Below are 17,886 nucleotides of genomic sequence, written 5' to 3'. Positions count from 1 at the left end.
TCTCATGGGCATTGTTGACGACGTTGCCGACGAACTGGCGCTGGAAAGCCTCAAGATTATCAATGCGACGGGCGATGATGCCTTTGTCCAGCGCATCGCCGACACCATTGGCGGCTCCTCTCAAACGATGGAAGAGGCCTATCTGACGGCGGTCCGGGTCCGACGTGCCGAGCAGCGCGCGCGCGAACTGCTCAAGACCCTCAAAGAAGACATGGCCCGCACGCTGGAGCCACCGAAAGATGGATGACCGGCTGTCCGCCCAGATCGCTTTCCTGAGCGAGGCGGACAAGCTGAAGTCGGTTCTGCGCGCCTCGCGCCTGCATGATGCCAGCCGATTTGAAAACTCCGCAGAACACTCATGGCACGTGATGCTATATGCGCTTGTGCTTGCCGATCAGGCCGGCCCCGACGTTCGGATCGACCGGGTGCTGAAAATGCTGCTGCTGCACGACCTGGTTGAGATTGACGCAGGCGATAACCCGATACACGGCGAGGTGGATGCCGACGCCATGGCCGCCGCAGAGGCCGCCGCGGCGGATCGGATTTTCGGCCTGCTGCCCGCCGATCAGGCAGCGGCCTTTCGCGCACTCTGGGAAGAATTCGAAGCCGCAGAAAGCGCTGATGCCATCTTTGCCAAATCCATTGACCGGGTGCAGACCCCCATCGGCAATCTGGCCAACGGCGGCGGATCGTGGAAAGACTACAACGTCTCCTATGCACAGCTTGAAGCCCGCGTGGGCACACCGGTAAAACGCGGTGCGCCGGGGCTCTGGAGCTGGCTGCAACCCAAACTCAACACCTTCTTCGCCGAAAGCTGATATGTCCGATTTTCGCGCCAGCCTCCCGTTGATCTTTGGCCTGTCGGCAGCAATTGGTGGGCTTTTTTCCGTGGGGGCCTATGGCTTTGAATTTCCCTGCATCGACGCCTTCAGGGGTGTTGAATTCTCAGGCCGCGGCGAGGCGCTCATCGGGGCTGTCCGCCATGCGTTGCAGACCCCGGACCGGTTCATCGACGTTTTCATTCCCTTCTTCCTGATAACCCTCGCGGTCTTTGCCAGCCCCTTCATCTTTGAAAAGACCACACCCGCCCGGCGCGTTACCGGATTTTCAAGCGTCATATACATGCTCTTTTCGGTCGGTGTTCTGGCGATCATGGGGCCGCGGTTGGACTGCAGCGCCGGGGATGTGCCCTGGGCGCTGTTCTCGGTCATCGGCGGTGTCACCCTGGCGGGACTGGCTGGTGTGACACTCCTGGGCACATGGCTCAATCGGCGTTGACGCCATTCTGAAATTCAAACGGTATACATTTGCATACCATCTTTCCAAAGCCAGCCGAACACGCTAAACCGCGCGCAAACCGAACCGACAGACCTCACAGGAGCCCGGCATGACAAAGATCAAGGTGGATAACCCAATCGTCGAACTGGACGGCGATGAAATGACCCGCATCATCTGGGACTTCATCAAGAAAAAACTGATCCTGCCCTACCTGGATGTCGATCTGAAATACTACGATCTGGGCATCGAGGCCCGCGACGAGACCGATGACCAGATCACGGTCGACGCGGCCCATGCGATCAAGGAACACGGTGTCGGCGTGAAATGCGCCACCATCACCCCGGATGAGGCCCGTGTGGAAGAGTTCGGCCTGAAACAGATGTGGCGCTCGCCCAATGGCACCATCCGCAACATCCTGGGCGGGGTGATCTTTCGCCAGCCGATCATCTGCAAGAACGTGCCAAGGCTTGTGCCGGGCTGGACCCGGCCCATTGTCGTCGGACGCCACGCTTACGGTGATCAGTACCGTGCCACGGATTTCAAATTCCCGGGCAAAGGCAAACTGACCCTGAAGTTCGTCGGCGAAGATGGCACCGAGATCGAGCGCAATGTCTTTGACGCGCCTGACAGCGGCGTGGTGATGGCCATGTACAACCTTGATAAATCCATCATCGATTTTGCGCGGGCCTCCTTCAACTACGGCCTCACGCTGGGCTGGCCGGTCTATCTGTCGACCAAGAACACGATCCTCAAGCAATATGACGGCCGTTTTCTAGAGCTTTTCCAGCAGGTTTTCGACGAGGAATTCGCCGAGAAATTCAAGGAAGCCGAGATCTGGTACGAACACCGGCTGATCGACGACATGGTCGCCTCTGCAATGAAGTGGTCGGGTGGCTATGTCTGGGCCTGCAAAAACTACGACGGGGACGTGCAATCCGATACCGTGGCGCAGGGCTTTGGCTCTTTGGGGTTGATGGCTTCGGTGCTGATGACGCCTGATGGCAAGGTGGTGGAATCCGAGGCCGCCCATGGCACCGTGACCCGCCACTACCGCCAGCACCAAAAGGGCGAGCAGACCTCCACCAATTCCATTGCCTCGATCTACGCCTGGACCGGCGGTCTGAAGCACCGGGCGAAACTGGACGACAATGCCCCCTTGGCGCATTTCGCCGAAACACTTGAGAAGGTCGTTGTGGATACCGTGGAAAGCGGGTTCATGACCAAGGATCTGGCGCTATTGGTCGGACCGGACCAGCGCTGGCTGACAACCATGGGCTTCCTGGAGAAGGTCGACGAGAACCTGAACAAAGCGCTGGCGGGGTAGCTCAGCAATTTTCTTGGGAAAAGGGCCGGTGCATCACAGCCGGCCTTTTTTTTTGCGCGCGTGCAAAACCTGCCGGAGATTTTACGAGTTGCCCCGGTTATGGATACGGCCATGAAGCCGCGTGATGATCCGGCTCGCGGTCTTCTCAAAAAGACAGGGGATGAACGCGTGAACGAGCGCCGCACCCGCCGCCGCAAAAAGCGAAAACGCGAAGGTCAGGGCAAACCGCATATGCTGAAAGAACGTCTCATCCACCGTCGCCGGATGAGAGAGAAAGATACGTTGGAACATTTGGGACCTCCTGTTTGGCCTGCCTGTTGTATCAAGACCCCGCTGAGAAGTTATCCCAATGATTGCGCCAATTTGATTGACTGCGTGAAATTTTCCCAACAAAATACAGTTCATGGTGACAATCGATAATACTGATCGTAAAATCATGGAACTTCTGCAGCAGGATGCCAGCCTCTCGCTCGACGCACTTGGCGAGGCGGTGCATCTCAGTCGCAATGCCTGCTGGCGCCGGATCAAAGCCCTGGAGGCGGCGGGCGTGATTTCGGCGCGGGTGACGCTGCTCAACCCCGAGGCCTTGGGGCTGGGTCTGATGGTTTTCATGATGATCCGCACCAACGCCCACGCACCGGACTGGCTCGACACTTTCAAAAAGGCCACGAAATCGATGCCCGAAATCCTCGGGGTCTACCGCATGACCGGCGACCTGGATTACCTGATCCGCGCGCGTGTTGCCGATATGGCAGACTACGACCGGCTTTATCAGACGCTGATCCGCCGCGTGCCCCTGTCAGACGTTTCCGCCAGTTTCGTCATGGAACAGATCAAAGACACCCACCAATTGCCGCTCTGACCGAAAGGCGCACCCATGCCGATGCATTACCTCTACCTCGTGCTTGCCATTGTCGCAGAAACCATTGGTACCACCGCCCTGCAGGCCAGCCAGCAATTCAGCCGGCTTTGGCCTTCCGTGCTGGTGGTCGTGGCCTACGGCATCTCGTTTTATCTTTTGGCTTTGGCGCTGAAATTCATGCCCGTGGGGATCGTCTATGCGATCTGGTCGGGCCTTGGGATTGTCCTGATCGCGATCATCGGTTTCATCGTTTTCGGACAGCGCCTGGACCTGCCCGCGGTGCTGGGTCTGACGCTGATCATTGTCGGCATTCTGATCATCCATCTCTTTTCCAAAAGCGCCGTGCATTAAGCCGCGGCGCTCTTTTCAGATTTCCCCTAGCTTTCCGGCAGGAGGCGCGGTATGCGCCCCCAACAAGCGCGCCCTTTGCCGCGTGATCTCCCAATAAAGGCTCTCGTCATGGACCTGCGCAACATCGCAATCATCGCTCACGTTGACCACGGCAAAACCACGCTGGTGGACGAACTGCTCAAGCAATCAGGCACGTTCCGTGAAAATCAGGCCACGGCAGAACGCGCCATGGACAGCAACGATCTGGAGCGCGAACGCGGGATCACCATCCTGGCCAAGGCCACATCGGTGGAGTGGAAAGGCACGCGGATCAACATCGTCGACACGCCGGGCCACGCGGATTTCGGCGGCGAGGTTGAACGTATCCTGTCGATGGTCGACGGGGTTGTCCTGCTGGTCGATGCCGCAGAGGGCCCGATGCCGCAGACCAAATTCGTGACCTCCAAGGCGCTGGCCCTGGGTCTGCGCCCCATCGTCGTGCTCAACAAGGTCGATAAACCCGATGCCGAACCCGACCGCGCGCTGGATGAGTGTTTTGACCTCTTTGCCAACCTCGGTGCCGATGACGATCAGCTCGATTTCCCTGCGATGTATGCCTCCGGTCGCAACGGCTGGGCGGATATGGAGCTGGACGGCCCTCGGTCCGATCTCTCCGCCCTTTTTGATCTGATCGTCGAACATGTGCCAAGCCCGACACAAATCGCGCAGCGGGATGAGCCATTTCGCATGCTGGCGACCACGTTGGGCGCGGACCCGTTCATCGGGCGTATCCTGACGGGCCGTGTCGAGGCGGGCACGCTGAAAGCCGGGGAAACCGTCAAAGCGCTGTCGCGGGATGGCGATTTGGTCGAAAATTTCCGCGTCACCAAGATTTTGGCGTTTCGTGGCCTGACGCAACAGCCGATTGATCTGGCCGAAGCCGGTGACATCGTCAGCCTTGCTGGCATGTCCAAAGCCACCGTGGCCGACAGTATCGTGGCGCCGCAAGTGACTGAGGCCCTGCCCGCGCAGCCCATTGATCCACCGACCATTACGGTGACCTTTGGCATCAACGACAGCCCCCTGGCCGGGCGTGACGGCAAGAAAGTCCAATCCCGCGTGATCCGCGAACGCCTGATGAAAGAGGCGGAATCGAACGTCGCGATCAAGATCAGCGACACGCCGGGCGGCGAAGCCTTTGAAGTTGCCGGGCGCGGCGAATTGCAGATGGGTGTTCTGATCGAAAACATGCGCCGCGAAGGGTTCGAGCTGAGCATTTCCCGCCCGCAAGTGCTGTTTCAGGACATTGATGGAGCGCGCCACGAGCCCATCGAAGAAGCGACGATCGACGTGGATGATGAGTATTCCGGCGCGGTGATCGAAAAGATCACCGGGGTGCGCCGGGGCGAGTTGGTGGAGATGAAACCCGCAGGCGCGGGCAAGACCCGGATTGTGGCGCATGTGCCGTCACGCGGACTGATCGGGTATCATGGTGAATTTCTGACCGATACGCGCGGCACGGGCGTGTTGAACCGCGTTTTTCACGCCTGGGCACCGCATAAGGGGCCGATCCCGGGGCGTCGCGCAGGTGTGCTGATCTCGATGGAAAACGGCACCTCGGTGGCCTATGCTCTATGGAACCTCGAAGAACGTGGGAAGATGATGATTGGTGCGCAGGCAGATGTTTACACCGGCATGATCATCGGTGAGCACAGCCGCGAAAACGATCTGGAAGTGAACCCGCTGAAGGGGAAGAAGCTGACCAATGTGCGTGCATCCGGCACCGATGAGGCGGTACGTCTGACGACGCCGATGACCTTGTCGTTGGAAGAGGCGATTGCCTATATCGATGATGACGAGTTGGTTGAGGTGACGCCAAATGCCATCCGCCTGCGTAAGCGTTATCTCGATCCACATGAACGCAAACGGATGGCGAAAGCGGGATAAGGCTGAACCGGGGCGTTGCCCCGGACCCCAGGATATTTAGGGCCAGAAGAAGCGGGCGATGCCGCGATAGTTGGTTATTCGTTGGTTTCGATGATCATCAATTCGCGTTCACTCGCGTCACGCGCATGGTTTAGTGCACGCTGATAAACATCTGAATTATAGCATTTTTCAGCTGTTTCAACGTCTGGAAACCGCGCCACGACATTGCGCGGACGTGCCTGGCCTTCCAGTTGCACGAACCGACCGCCCCGTGCGATGAATGTTCCACCATGATTGGCGATGGCCTCCGTCGCAAGGGCGGCGTATTTGCCGTAGGCTTCCTCGTCTGTCACGGTGACATGTGCGATCCAAAGTGCTCCCATGGTCCTTATCCTTTCAGTACGGCTTCTGCCGCTGCGATGGCGGCATCGGCGTTTTGAACATCCTTAGCGCCGCCCTGCGCCATATCCGGGCGACCCCCGCCGCCCTTGCCGCCGAGCTCAAGCACAGCGGCTTTGACGATATCCACGGCGGAGAGGTTTTCAACGAGATCCTTGGTAACCCCTGCCGCCACAGCGGCCTTGCCGTCTGCATCGGCGATCAACAGGACAGCACCCGACCCGATTTTGTCTTTGAACTGGTCCACCAGAGCGGGCAGATCTTTCCCGGTAACGCCGGATAAAACCTGTGCCATGAAAGCGACGCCATTGATCTGGTGCGCTTCTGGTGCCGCGATGCCGCCGCCACCCGACATCGCCAATTCCCGCCGCAGCTGTGCAACCTCGTTGCTGAGGTTGCGGCGTTCTTCCATCAGGCTGCGCACCCGCTCCGGCACATCGGCAGGCTGAGCTTTCAAATCGAGGGCCACTTCCGCCAGCCGGTGGTCTTGTGCGCGCAGGTAGGACAGGGCCGCGGCCCCGGTGAGAGCTTCGATCCGGCGGACACCGGCGCTGCTGGCACTGTCGCCCAGTGTCACAAAGGCACCGATATCACCGGTCTGGCGCACATGCGTCCCGCCACAAAGCTCCAGCGAATAGGTATTGCCCTCCGATCCCTTTCCGGAACCCTCCTGCATGCCCATGGAGACAACGCGCACCTCGTCACCATATTTTTCGCCAAAAAGCGCCTGGGCACCCAATGCGCGGGCGTCATCAGGTGTCATGATCCGTGTCTCAACGGGCGCGTTCTGCCGGATATAGGCGTTCACATCCGCTTCCACTTTCATCAGCTCATCCTGGCTCAACGCCTGGGTATGGCTGAAATCAAAGCGCAAACGATCTTCTGCATTCAACGACCCGCGTTGCGCCACATGATCGCCAAGTGCTGCGCGCAGAGCTTCATGCAGCAGGTGCGTCGCTGAGTGGTTCGCGCGGATGGCGGTTCGGCGGGTATGAGTGACTTCCAGCTGCACGGCGTCGCCCACTTTCAGGGCGCCTTTATCCACGGTCAGATGGTGCGCGAACAATCCTTCGCCGCGCTTTTGCACATCACTGACGTGCCCCGAAAAACGGGTTTCATAGGCCTCATGCGTGCCTTCGAGGATGCGCACATATCCGTGGTCCGCAACCTGCCCGCCGGATTCAGCATAAAAAGGTGTCTGGTTGAAAATGACCCAGGCACCGCCGCCTGCAGTCTCCAGCGCATCGATTTCGGCGCCATCCTCGATGATCGCCAAGACAACACCTTCGGCAATCTCCGTGTCATAGCCGAGGAAATCGGTTGCACCGTGCTTATCCGCCAGATCGAACCAGATCGCGGCATCCGCCGCTTCGCCGGAACCGGACCACGCCGCCCGCGCTTTGGTTTTTTGCTCTGCCATCGCTGCGTCGAAGCCTTCGATATCGACGGCGCGCCCTTTTTCGCGCAAAGCATCCTGCGTCAGGTCCAGTGGGAAACCGTAGGTATCATAGAGCTTGAAGGCAGCCTCCCCGGGGAGGTTCGCGTCTTCTGGCAGGCGTGACAACTCGTCGTCGAGCAATCGCAGACCGCGATCAAGCGTTTGCCGGAACCGGGTTTCTTCGTGCAACAGGGTCTGTTGGATCATTGCCTGCGCCTGGCCCAATTCCGGATAGGCAGCCCCCATCTGCTGGACAAGCGCGGGTACCAGCTGATGCATCAACGGATCTTTCGCGCCCAGCAAATGCGCATGCCGCATGGCACGTCGCATGATCCGCCGCAGCACATAGCCGCGCCCATCGTTGGACGGCATCACCCCATCGGCCATCAGAAAGGACGTCGACCGCAAATGATCCGCAATCACCCGGTGATGCGTTTTGCCCGCACCATCGGGGTCCGTGCTGGTCGCATCCGCAGAGGCTTCGATCAGATTGCGCATGAGGTCGGTGGCGTAATTGTCGTTGGTCCCCTGCAAGAGCGCCGCGACGCGTTCGATCCCCATGCCAGTGTCGATGGATTGCGCGGCAAGGTCGCGACGGGTGCCATCCTCGAACTGCTCATATTGCATGAAGACGAGGTTCCAGATTTCGACAAACCGGTCACCATCTTCTTCGGGGCTGCCGGGAGGGCCGCCCCAGATGTGATCGCCGTGATCGTAAAAGATCTCGGTGCAGGGTCCGCAGGGGCCTGTCGGGCCTGCCGACCAGAAATTGTCATCCGTGGCGATGCGGATGATCCGGTCATCCGACAGACCGGCATGTTTTTTCCAGATTTCCACCGCTTCGTCATCGGTGTGATAGACCGTGACAAGCAGGCGATTTGCGTCGATGCCAAAATCCTTGGTCAACAGATCCCAGGCAAAGGGGATCGCATCTTCCTTGAAGTAATCGCCAAAGCTGAAATTGCCCAGCATTTCAAAAAACGTGTGGTGGCGCGCGGTATAGCCGACGTTGTCCAGATCGTTGTGCTTACCACCGGCGCGCACGCATTTCTGTGCGGTCACCGCGCGTTTGTAATCCCGCGTTTCCAATCCGGTAAAGAGGTTCTTGAACTGCACCATGCCAGCGGCCGTGAACATCAGCGTCGGGTCGTTGCGCGGCACCAGCGGGCTCGAGGGCACCACCGCGTGGTCCTGCTTGTCAAAATAGGACAGGAAGGTGGAGCGGATATCGTTCAGGGTTTGCATGAACCGGGGCCTTTGAGCGTGAAATAACTGGTCTTGACCAAATAGCCCCGCCGCGCGCGGCTGTCCACGTCTCAAACGGCTTAAAACGTAAAGAGGGCGCAGCCTTTCGGTGCGCCCCGCTCATGTGCCGGTGGAAAGTCTGCTATGCTTCGAGGATATCGTCGTCTTCTTTGCGCTCATGTTCGGGCATGTCAAAATCCAGCCCGTGCGCGGCGCGAATTTTATCTTCGATCTCCAGAGCCATCTGCACGTTTTCACGCAGGAAGCCCTTGGCGTTCTCCCGGCCCTGCCCGATACGTTCATCGCCGTAGCTGAACCAGGAGCCGGATTTGTCCACGACACCGGCGGCCACGCCCAAATCAAGCAATTCGCCCATCTTGGAGATGCCTTCGCCATACATGATGTCGAATTCCACCTGCTTGAAGGGGGCTGCGACCTTGTTTTTCACAACTTTCACGCGGGTGTGGTTGCCCACGACCTCATCACGGTCCTTCAGCGCGCCAATGCGGCGAATGTCGAGGCGTACCGAGGAGTAGAACTTGAGCGCGTTGCCGCCCGTCGTCGTCTCCGGCGAGCCGAACATCACGCCGATCTTCATGCGGATCTGGTTGATGAAGATCACCATGCAGTTGCTGCGGCTGATCGAACCGGTGAGTTTGCGCATGGCCTGGCTCATCAGGCGGGCCTGGACGCCGACGGAACTGTCGCCCATGTCCCCTTCCAGCTCGGATTTGGGTGTGAGGGCTGCCACAGAGTCCACGATGACCATGTTCACCGCACCGGAGCGGACCAGCGTGTCGGTGATCTCCAGCGCCTGCTCGCCGGTGTCGGGCTGGCTGATCAGCAGCTCATCCAGATCAACGCCCAGCTTCTTGGCATAGGTCGGATCAAGCGCATGCTCGGCATCGACAAAGGCACAGACACCACCCGCTTTTTGCTGCTCCGCCACGCAGTGCAGCGTGAGGGTGGTTTTACCGGAGCTTTCCGGCCCGTAAATCTCGACAATCCGGCCCATCGGCAGACCGCCGATCCCCAGCGCGATGTCCAGACCAAGCGACCCGGTGGAGCTGGCCTTGATATCCTGAACAGCGCCTTCCTGACCCAGTTTCATGATGGAGCCCTTACCGAACTGGCGCTCGATCTGTGCCAGCGCGGAATCAAGCGCCTTTTGTTTATCTGCTGTCTTCTTGCTATCCATGCTCAATAAATCTGCCGTTGCCATTTGCGTTTCCTCTTAGTGTCATACTTCGCGATACGCGGCAATGATACCGAGACGACGAAGCCGGGATGTTCTCATTCCGTTCCTTATGAGATCAAAAAGAGAACATTTCAATCAAAATTTCACTAAACCATCCTTTTCCGAATCTGGTTAAGGAGTGGTTTAAGGTTGTCCAATTCGTCGAACGCAAGACTTATAATGCGTGAAGGCGCTTTAACTTTACCGTCTAGAAATCTGAATTATCGATGATTTTTCTGCATTCAACATCGGGCGCAGCGGAGCCAAGGCCACAAGCAGCAATCACCTGTCGCCAGATCATAACGGCGCGCTTGCTTGGAAATCCCGCATGCCGCAGACAATCCGACTGGATTTGGAAGTCGCGGTCAGTGCAGCTGTTGATGCACCGTGTCGGTAAGATCATTCAGGGAGAAGGGCTTCGGCAGAAACACCGAATTCGGGATTTTGATCTGGGTCTCGCCAAAACTGTCCTCGGCATAGCCTGACACAAACACCACCCGCACGCCGGGACGCTCCTTCAAGGCCTCCCGCACCCAACTTGGGCCATCCATGCCGGGCATGACCACATCGGTGACAAAGACGTCGACGTTTAGCGAGGCATCCTCCAACGTCTTCAAAGCCGCCTCTGCGGAATCCGCTTCCAGCACCGTGTAGCCACGCAGCCGCAGCGCCCGGCTGGCAAAGGCGCGCACGGGCGCCTCATCCTCAACAAGCAGGATGACACCATCCCCATGTTTCGCAGCAGGTTTGGCTTCTATCTGCTTTTCGACCGGTGTCGGCACTTCGGAGGCTTCCAGCACGGGGAAGTAGAGGGTAAATTTCGTCCCCGTCCCCACCACACTGTCGACAAAAATATAGCCGCCGGTCTGCTTGATAATGCCGTAGGCCGTCGACAGACCAAGGCCCGTCCCCTCGCCTGTGCGTTTCGTGGTGAAAAACGGCTCGAACACCTTTTGCAACTTGTCTGAAGGAATACCCACACCGTCGTCGGAGACCTGTACCGTGACATAGCGCCCCACGGGTACGGTGACGCGGTCACGCTCCAGCGCCTCATTGAGATCCGTGCATTCGGTCACAATCCGGATCTGCCCCCCTTGCGGCATCGCATCACGCGCATTGACCACAAGGTTCATCAGCACCTGTTCCAGCTGCCGCTTGTCCGCACGAATGGGGGCAAGCACCGGATCATGGCTGAGCGTCAGCGTGATCTTTTCGCCCACCAGGCGGTTCAGCAGATGCGTCAGATCTGACAGCGTATCCCGCATGTCGAGGGTTTCAGGCCGCAGGGTTTGTTTGCGCGAGAAAGCCAGCAACTGACCCACAAGGGCTGCGGCCCGGTTCGCGTTCTGATTAATCTGAACCAGGTCGCTGAAGTCCGGGTCACCCTGATCGTGGCGCAACAGCAGCAGGTCGCAGTGGCCGGAAATCGCCGTCAGCAGATTGTTGAAGTCATGCGCCACACCGCCGGCCAATTGCCCGATCGCTTGCATTTTCTGGCTTTGGACGAATTGTGCCTCCAGTGATTTCAGCTCGGTCGCATCGTTCAGAACCGCGATCAATGCGGGCTTGCCCTCCTCAGTGACGCGGTTCAGCGTGACCTGCACGTAGACTTCCTTATCTGTGCGCTTGAGACGCAGGAACTCCGATTGCTGTGCCGCGCGTCCAGCGAGCGTTTCCGACAGCCATCCGGTGATCGACCGTCCCAGACCTTCCATCAGATCCGACAAATGCACCTGATCCTTGAGCGAGACGCCAATCAAGCTCGCGGCCAGCCGGTTATAGGCCTGCACGTCGCCATCGGGGCTGACCTTGAGCAAGGGGACGGGCAGATCCTGAAATACGTTCCAGCCGTCCTTGGACATGGTCTCCGCACCGGGCGGCAGCAAATAGAGCGCCCGGCGTCCGGCGCCGGCGTCGACCTCACTGACCAACGCGCGTGTTGGTCCCTCGACGCCCGTGATGTCGCAGACGGTTCCCGGCACAACCGGCAATTGCTTGAACAGCCGATCCAGTGTCTTGATGCGCCCACCCGCAAGCTTGCGGGCCTGCTCGTTCATGTACAATACCGCATTGGTACGCCCGACAAGGATCATCGGCAGCGTGGGCCCTTCGGCGCTTTGCTGCGCGCTTGCCACATCTTCAAGGCGCCAAAGATAGGCCTCCGATCCGGCATGATGCACGGACAGCCGCAGATGCCCGCGGCGCGTGACCAAATCCTCACGCGCGGATCCTTCAGTATCTGAGCGTGTTTGCAGCCGGAACAGGATGCCGCCAGGATTGGCCAATGTGTTTTTCAAGGTGCCGCCGACGGTTTCCTCAATATCCGCTTCGAAGCGTTTGCGTGCCGCGAGGTTCGCCGAGAGAATTTCGCCGTCCTTGGTTGCGAGAAAACTGGGCGAGGCGTCTTTGCTGATGAATTCAGATAAGACCGCGACAGTGGCGGCACTGCGGCGCTCAAAGCTCTTGGCCATCCACATCAACACGCAGCTCATCCCAAGCAGCGTCAGACATCCCGCAAACAAGGCCCGGCGCAGCAAGAGATCTGGCGAAGCCAAGGCCAAAATTCCCAACAAGACGGCCACCAGAACGAGGGTGCCCAAGCGCTTTTGCGCCCTTAGGGCAACGCGAGCTAGTCTGGATGGTGTAAGTGCGCTGCGCGGCAAAATCGTGTCCCCATGGTTCGAATCGCTTCAGCATTTACACGCCCTATTTGTTAAGCTCGGCTTAACCACGTACGGCAATGCTCGTTTTGGTTGAGTATGAACAGCATCACACGCGCGTCAAGTGTGCTGTAAAAAAACCATCACCTGTGTCCGTTACGCCAAACCGGCGTTCAAAAGTGCATTTCCATTGGATATTTCGATGCAGGAAGACCGCGATCCGATCCTCGTTTTCACACCGCAGGACCGATGAGGTCGCATAAACCAACCAGCCGGAGGAATGAACAAGCTCTCTCGCTGCGTCTAAAATGTCATTCCGAAGACGCGCCGCCGCGCACCAGATCGACGGGGCATGCTTGCGAACCGTTTCGGTTGCCACCCGCTCGATTGGGGCATCCTCCCGATGCGCGCATAGGCAGATTGGCCATGCGGGCGGAAACGATTTCATCTGTGGTGACATTGCGCCCCGGTACCGCCGCCACTGGCATTACCCTCGGGAACAAGGGGCATATAGGTTGCGTGCAAATGTATGCGCCGGTGAAGTGGCAATAGAAGCGCTTTGTCGAGTGAGCCAGTCCGTCATAACCCGCGCGATAAAACATGTTTCTAAATCAGGTAAAGCGCCAAACCACCTCCGGTTCAGACGGATATGCGGTCATATCAATCTCGACGTAGAACGGCGCAATAAAAACCGTCTCCACCATCCAGCGGTGTGAACCGTTTTTGGGTTTTGAGAGAGTATTCACGGTGGCGCGACAGGAACGCATCAACCTGGCGATCATTTTCGCACTCCAGCAAGGAACATGTCGCATAAACCAAATGGCCTTGTGATCTGACCATTGGGGCTGATTGATCCAAGATTTCTTGCTGAATTTCCAAAATTCGACTTAACTTCTCGCGTGTCAGCAACCATTTGCCCTGAGGGTCACGGCGCCAGGAGCCGCTACCTGAGCATGGTGCATCTATGAGAATGGTATCATAGGGAGATTTCTGCTTCACCTCAGGCCCCGATAGCAAGTTTACTGTCACCTCGGCCCGGGCGGCACGTGAAGGTAGATCTTTCATCCTTCTTTGATCCACATCATAGGCAAAAAAAGTACCCTCGACCCGGCCTGCAATCGCCAAGGTCTTCCCTCCGCCTCCGGCACAAAAATCCAACAGTTTTTCACCGGTCTCTATCGGCACCATGTCCGCAACCGCTTGAGATGAAGCATCTTGCAGCTCGATCCTCCCGTCGAGATACGAGCGCGCATTTTTGATCTTCCTTGCACCCTCGATGACCTCGACAGCCGAGGGAGAAAGAGCATGTGAACGGGCAGCTATCCCTTCCGAAGACAGTTTCTCAATTGCGCTATCTCTATCCAATCGCGCCAGATTGACCCTAAGATGAACCGGAGCCCGCCTTCGCATCTGCTCGGCAACCTGTTGTGCGCGCTCGCCCAGAGAGGTCTGAATGTCGGGCCAGAGCCACTCTGGAAAATCCGCGCTTTCGCTGCTGTTTGCTTCGGGCAAACGCCCATTGGACCGTTCTGCATCTGTTAACTCGAAAGGGGCATATGGACCTGCACCAAAGAGGGAGTCAGGCGCTGACCCCACCTCCCTCACATATCCGAGCAACAAAGCCCTTCCCGTCTCACCGCCACCGAGCGCTGCCAGGCTTCGCTTGCGCCGGAGAACATCATATACCAGATCTGCGATCGCAGCGCGGTCCTTCGAACCAGCATACCGGTTCTTGCGCCCCCACCCGGCCAGAGCACGATCTGCCAGTTCACCGTCCAAAATACGATCTACCAAGTTGATCGCCGCGCTTATACGTGCTGCAGGTGTCACGAAACTCTCATCCAACTCAGCTAAATTCCAATCGCAAACTCCATATACAGGAGCAATGGGCGGGACCAGCGTGGAAACGGTAGATCACCCGCCAATTTGAAAATGCGCCAGAAATTCTATCGGCCAAGCGGCATGCATCGGCCGCTATGCATTGGTAAAATGCCAACGGAACAGGATCCCGCGCCGAAGCACTCTATGGACAACCGCAGGGCTGCGCTGACGTAAGATAAGCACATCCTGCCCCGTATTGTTCGAGGTCAACGCGCCGCGATTTGCGCCCGCACCAAATGCCTTCTCTACTGGGCCACGAGGGGCACTAGACGTCCGATCTGAGCGAACCTCAACCGTCAACCCAACGCCAAAATAGGTAGTGTTGCCCCCAATCTGATGGCGCGTGAAGACACAAGCTTTATATAAACGCTCCTTTTCAGTGCGGGATCTGGGCGATAGCATGCCGTGCAGCGTATTAGGATCCCCATGCACCAGCAAAACGCGTCTCAATTCTATCTTCGACACGGAGAATGGAGCGATCCGAAAGAATGCGTCAGATCGTTTGACGTCGTCCCTGGCGGCGTATCGGCGGTCACCTCCACGGTGCAGGGCATCCTCTTGCACGATTACTTTGGCGCGCATCTATATGCTGAGCCGCCAGGGGAGATTACTCGAGCATCGCGTGCGACCTTGCCGGTCTCCGAAAGACTGACGAGTGTTCATGCCTTCGGAGAGAAACCCCTCACGCAAGCGCGGCATACGTCTTTTCGGACCATTGGAACATGTCGAGACTATGCCCTGTTGACCTGCTCCCTGCTTCGTCATCATGGCATTGCAGCCCGTGTTCGTTGCGGTTTCGCGCGCTATTTCCACCCACCAACCTACGAAGATCATTGGATCTGTGAGTATCAGGATGCTGCGACCAAAGAGTGGAAGATGGCCGACGCCCAATTGGATGAAGAACATCGAAAGCATCTGTCGATCACCTTTGATGTGAACGACCTACCGAAGGAGCAATTCTTGTACCCCTGGCACGTGTGGGAGCAGTTCGGCCACGATTTCCCACGCCTGGAGGATTTTGGGCAAGGTGACGCCAAGGGCCTTTGGTTCGTCCGTATAAACTTGGCAAGGGACTTTTTGGCTCTGACAAAGCAAGAGGTTTCTGATTGGGATAGCTGGCGTGACCAGACTGATGCAGACAAAAAAGCTGTCAGAGAGGCGATCGCTCAATGCGACGAACTCGCCGCTGCAGGAAAGCTGTTGGATACCGCCGAGACCTTTGACCTCGACGCTCTTGATGGCTTAATCGCCAGCCTTCAAACCCCGCATTGGCGCAGCTGACCGCCGACAACCTTGTCCGCGCATCTGACTGTGGACCTGAAAGTAGTGCGCGACGATGAAAGTCAGCCTTAGCCATCATGAATTATTGGCCTGCCAAACGGCACATGTATGAGTAGTATCGACGGTCTTTGTCGGCACGCTCAAAGAGCCATGACCGGCAGGGCGTTTGGAATGCGGAGACAGCTGTCAGCGTTGAAAATTGAGGGCCTAAGTAACCAGCGCGCTACTCAAAGCGACGCTTTGTGTCGGGGAATTGCGCGATGATCGCTAACACTGCGGCATCCTGAAGGTTCACCGGAACATCGAGATGCGTAGGATTATCGCGCGAGGGTGCGCGGTCTTTCGATCCGGCCCAGCGGGTCAGGGCCTGCTCGGCGGCGGCCCCTGCGGCGATCACATCAAGGATCTCGATCGCCGCTGCGACCCGCGCACCAGGGGTCATCGGAACGGACGCGGGTCAGCCACCAGAAACATCCCGTTACCCTGCCCGATAGTTCGGGCTTTCGCGGGTGATCTGCACATCATGCACGTGGCTCTCCTTCAGCCCCGCGCCGGTAATCTTCACGAAATGGCAGTTAGTGCGCATCTCCTCCACGGTCGCGCACCCGGTGTATCCCATGGCCGCGCGCAACCCTCCGACCAGTTGGTGGATCACTGCGCCCGCGCTGCCCTTATAGGCCACCTGCCCCTCGATGCCCTCAGGCACCAGCTTGTCGCTGGCCGCATCTTTCTGGAAATACCGATCCGCCGAACCGCTGGCCATGGCGCCCAGGCTGCCCATGCCGCGATAGCTTTTGAAGCTGCGGCCCTGGTAGAGGATCACCTCGCCGGGGGATTCGTCCGTGCCTGCGATCATGCTGCCGACCATGGCGCAGGACGCGCCCGCTGCGATGGCCTTGGCGAAATCGCCGGAGAACTTGATGCCGCCATCGGCAATGACCGGCGTATCACCCGCCGCAGCGGCACAATCCATGATCGCCGTCAGCTGCGGCACACCCACACCCGCCACCATGCGGGTGGTGCAAATCGAGCCCGGTCCGATGCCCACTTTGATCGCGTCGGCACCGGCGTCGATCAAAGCCCGCGTGGCCTCTCCGGTCGCGACATTGCCCGCAACGATCTGCACCTCGTTAGAGAGCGCCTTGGCGCGGCGCACGGCGGCTGCGACCCCTTCGGAATGACCATGCGCGGTGTCGATCACGATCATATCGGCACCGGCGTCCACCAGCGCCTCGGACCGTTCAAACCCGGCGTCGCCGACGGTGGTGGCGGCGGCGACACGCAGACGCCCCAGCGCGTCCTTGCAGGCGGTCGGGTTCAGCACCGCCTGTTCGGTGTCCTTGAGCGTCAGGAGCCCGGTAAGCTTGCCGTCTTTATCGGTGATCAGCAGCTTTTCGATCCGCCGCGCCTTCATCAGGCTGATGGCCTCTTCGCGGTCCGCAGGTTCATGCAGAACGGCGAGGTTATCCGAACTCATCATCACCGATACGGGCGTGTTATCATCGCTGGCAAAGCGCATATCGCGGTTGGTCACGATGCCAACGACACGGCCCTGCGCGTCCACCACCGGAAACCCGGTGACCCGGTAGCGATCCTGCAACGCTTTGGCATCTGCCAGCGTCTGATCGGCCCGCAGGGTGATCGGGTTATAGACAATGCCACTCTCAAACCGCTTCACCCGGCGGATTTCGCGCGCCTGCTCTTCGATGCTGAGGTTACGGTGCACCACGCCGATGCCACCCGCCTGCGCCATGGCAATCGCCATGCGCCCTTCGGTGACCGTATCCATCGCGGAACTGAGCAGCGGAATGTTCATCGAAATCGCCCGCGTCACGCGGGTGCGGGTGTCTGCGGTGGACGGCAGGACGGAAGATGCCCCCGGCACCAGCAGCACATCATCAAAGGTAAGGGCCTCACGAATCTCCATAGCAACCTCGCTCGCGGAGTGTCTCATTTGGCAGTTTCCTATTTCACGCCGCGCCGAGAATGGAAAGGGGCAAAATCCGCACATCCGCTGGGCGGCTT

Annotated in this window: 16 protein-coding genes and 1 pseudogene; 8 read left to right on the top strand and 9 right to left on the bottom strand. The window is 58.5% G+C overall.

Features of this window, described 5'->3' with window-relative positions:
• Window positions 1-4 precede the first annotated feature (4 nt).
• The 4 genes from Q1A63_RS08025 (at window position 5) to Q1A63_RS08010 (ending at window position 2,602) form a co-directional block, all read left to right on the top strand.
• The gene (locus Q1A63_RS08025) at window positions 5-247 is read left to right on the top strand and encodes a hypothetical protein (protein ID WP_298969606.1); all 243 of its coding nucleotides are present in this window, start codon (window positions 5-7) and stop codon (window positions 245-247) included.
• On the top strand, window positions 240-818 hold the full coding sequence (locus Q1A63_RS08020; RefSeq protein WP_298969607.1) for an HD family hydrolase: 579 nt from the start codon (window positions 240-242) through the stop codon (window positions 816-818). Before Q1A63_RS08025 ends, Q1A63_RS08020 begins: the two co-directional genes overlap by 8 nt.
• Before the next feature lies 1 nt (window position 819).
• The gene (locus Q1A63_RS08015) at window positions 820-1,278 is read left to right on the top strand and encodes a hypothetical protein (RefSeq protein WP_298969608.1); all 459 of its coding nucleotides are present in this window, start codon (window positions 820-822) and stop codon (window positions 1,276-1,278) included.
• A 109-nt stretch (window positions 1,279-1,387) separates the two neighbouring features.
• On the top strand, window positions 1,388-2,602 hold the full coding sequence (locus Q1A63_RS08010; protein WP_299631171.1) for an NADP-dependent isocitrate dehydrogenase: 1,215 nt from the start codon (window positions 1,388-1,390) through the stop codon (window positions 2,600-2,602).
• Window positions 2,603-2,683: 81 nt separating this feature from the next.
• Here the strand turns inward: Q1A63_RS08010 and Q1A63_RS08005 are convergent, their stop codons facing one another.
• Window positions 2,684-2,893 carry a DUF6356 family protein gene (locus Q1A63_RS08005; RefSeq protein WP_298969610.1) on the bottom strand — a complete coding sequence of 70 codons (210 nt, stop codon included), beginning with the start codon at window positions 2,891-2,893 and terminating at the stop codon, window positions 2,684-2,686.
• Window positions 2,894-3,005: 112 nt separating this feature from the next.
• Here Q1A63_RS08005 and Q1A63_RS08000 point away from each other — a divergent pair, with 112 nt between their 5' ends.
• The 3 genes from Q1A63_RS08000 to typA all read left to right on the top strand — a co-directional run bounded on the left by Q1A63_RS08000 (window position 3,006) and on the right by typA (window position 5,741).
• Entirely contained in the window at window positions 3,006-3,464 is a 459-nt protein-coding gene (locus Q1A63_RS08000) for an Lrp/AsnC family transcriptional regulator (RefSeq protein WP_298969611.1), read from the top strand.
• A gap of 15 nt (window positions 3,465-3,479) precedes the next feature.
• Window positions 3,480-3,815, top strand: a complete 336-nt coding sequence (locus Q1A63_RS07995; RefSeq protein WP_298969612.1) for an SMR family transporter — start codon at window positions 3,480-3,482, stop codon at window positions 3,813-3,815.
• Window positions 3,816-3,923: 108 nt separating this feature from the next.
• Window positions 3,924-5,741: a translational GTPase TypA gene (gene typA / locus Q1A63_RS07990; RefSeq protein WP_298970450.1), complete on the top strand. Its 1,818-nt coding sequence runs from the start codon at window positions 3,924-3,926 to the stop codon at window positions 5,739-5,741.
• A 74-nt stretch (window positions 5,742-5,815) separates the two neighbouring features.
• Here typA and Q1A63_RS07985 read toward each other — a convergent pair whose 3' ends face one another.
• From Q1A63_RS07985 to Q1A63_RS07960, 6 genes are all read right to left on the bottom strand, one after another.
• Window positions 5,816-6,103, bottom strand: a complete 288-nt coding sequence (locus tag Q1A63_RS07985; RefSeq protein ID WP_298969613.1) for a DUF1330 domain-containing protein — start codon at window positions 6,101-6,103, stop codon at window positions 5,816-5,818.
• A gap of 5 nt (window positions 6,104-6,108) precedes the next feature.
• On the bottom strand, window positions 6,109-8,802 hold the full coding sequence (gene alaS / locus Q1A63_RS07980; protein ID WP_299631170.1) for an alanine--tRNA ligase: 2,694 nt from the start codon (window positions 8,800-8,802) through the stop codon (window positions 6,109-6,111).
• A gap of 142 nt (window positions 8,803-8,944) precedes the next feature.
• A complete protein-coding gene (recA, locus tag Q1A63_RS07975) occupies window positions 8,945-10,024 on the bottom strand; it encodes a recombinase RecA (protein WP_219503582.1) in 1,080 nt (359 codons plus the stop codon).
• A 380-nt stretch (window positions 10,025-10,404) separates the two neighbouring features.
• On the bottom strand, window positions 10,405-12,639 hold the full coding sequence (locus Q1A63_RS07970) for an ATP-binding protein (RefSeq protein WP_299631169.1): 2,235 nt from the start codon (window positions 12,637-12,639) through the stop codon (window positions 10,405-10,407).
• Window positions 12,640-12,808: 169 nt separating this feature from the next.
• Window positions 12,809-13,147, bottom strand: a complete 339-nt coding sequence (locus Q1A63_RS07965; RefSeq protein ID WP_299631167.1) for a hypothetical protein — start codon at window positions 13,145-13,147, stop codon at window positions 12,809-12,811.
• Between the two features lie 212 nt (window positions 13,148-13,359).
• On the bottom strand, window positions 13,360-14,529 hold the full coding sequence (locus tag Q1A63_RS07960; RefSeq protein WP_299631166.1) for an RsmB/NOP family class I SAM-dependent RNA methyltransferase: 1,170 nt from the start codon (window positions 14,527-14,529) through the stop codon (window positions 13,360-13,362).
• A gap of 477 nt (window positions 14,530-15,006) precedes the next feature.
• Between Q1A63_RS07960 and Q1A63_RS07955 the strand changes: the two genes are divergently transcribed.
• Window positions 15,007-15,861, top strand: a complete 855-nt coding sequence (locus tag Q1A63_RS07955; RefSeq protein ID WP_298969617.1) for a transglutaminase domain-containing protein — start codon at window positions 15,007-15,009, stop codon at window positions 15,859-15,861.
• Window positions 15,862-16,177: 316 nt separating this feature from the next.
• On the opposite strand, the pseudogene Q1A63_RS07950 reads toward Q1A63_RS07955, so the two are convergent.
• Window positions 16,178-16,303 (bottom strand): annotated as a pseudogene (locus Q1A63_RS07950) (RsmB/NOP family class I SAM-dependent RNA methyltransferase); the annotation flags it as partial.
• Window positions 16,304-16,339: 36 nt separating this feature from the next.
• Window positions 16,340-17,788, bottom strand: a complete 1,449-nt coding sequence (gene guaB, locus Q1A63_RS07945) for an IMP dehydrogenase (protein ID WP_298970452.1) — start codon at window positions 17,786-17,788, stop codon at window positions 16,340-16,342.
• Window positions 17,789-17,886 lie beyond the last annotated feature (98 nt).

It is taken from the genome of uncultured Roseobacter sp. (assembly GCF_947499265.1).
Taxonomy (GTDB): Bacteria; Pseudomonadota; Alphaproteobacteria; order Rhodobacterales; family Rhodobacteraceae; genus Roseobacter.
This window is presented reverse-complemented; position numbering and strand designations above follow the sequence as displayed.

Bases quoted from the DNA above. Each gene is read 5' to 3' on its own strand.
- Q1A63_RS08025 (WP_298969606.1), top strand. From the start codon at position 5: ATGGGCATTGTTGACGACGTTGCCGACGAACTGGCGCTGGAAAGCCTC.
- Q1A63_RS08020 (WP_298969607.1), top strand. From the start codon at position 240: ATGGATGACCGGCTGTCCGCCCAGATCGCTTTCCTGAGCGAGGCGGAC.
- Q1A63_RS08015 (WP_298969608.1), top strand. From the start codon at position 820: ATGTCCGATTTTCGCGCCAGCCTCCCGTTGATCTTTGGCCTGTCGGCA.
- Q1A63_RS08010 (WP_299631171.1), top strand. From the start codon at position 1,388: ATGACAAAGATCAAGGTGGATAACCCAATCGTCGAACTGGACGGCGAT.
- Q1A63_RS08005 (WP_298969610.1), bottom strand. From the start codon at position 2,893: ATGTTCCAACGTATCTTTCTCTCTCATCCGGCGACGGTGGATGAGACG.
- Q1A63_RS08000 (WP_298969611.1), top strand. From the start codon at position 3,006: ATGGTGACAATCGATAATACTGATCGTAAAATCATGGAACTTCTGCAG.
- Q1A63_RS07995 (WP_298969612.1), top strand. From the start codon at position 3,480: ATGCCGATGCATTACCTCTACCTCGTGCTTGCCATTGTCGCAGAAACC.
- typA (WP_298970450.1), top strand. From the start codon at position 3,924: ATGGACCTGCGCAACATCGCAATCATCGCTCACGTTGACCACGGCAAA.
- Q1A63_RS07985 (WP_298969613.1), bottom strand. From the start codon at position 6,103: ATGGGAGCACTTTGGATCGCACATGTCACCGTGACAGACGAGGAAGCC.
- alaS (WP_299631170.1), bottom strand. From the start codon at position 8,802: ATGCAAACCCTGAACGATATCCGCTCCACCTTCCTGTCCTATTTTGAC.
- recA (WP_219503582.1), bottom strand. From the start codon at position 10,024: ATGGCAACGGCAGATTTATTGAGCATGGATAGCAAGAAGACAGCAGAT.
- Q1A63_RS07965 (WP_299631167.1), bottom strand. From the start codon at position 13,147: ATGAAATCGTTTCCGCCCGCATGGCCAATCTGCCTATGCGCGCATCGG.
- Q1A63_RS07955 (WP_298969617.1), top strand. From the start codon at position 15,007: ATGCACCAGCAAAACGCGTCTCAATTCTATCTTCGACACGGAGAATGG.
- guaB (WP_298970452.1), bottom strand. From the start codon at position 17,788: ATGGAGATTCGTGAGGCCCTTACCTTTGATGATGTGCTGCTGGTGCCG.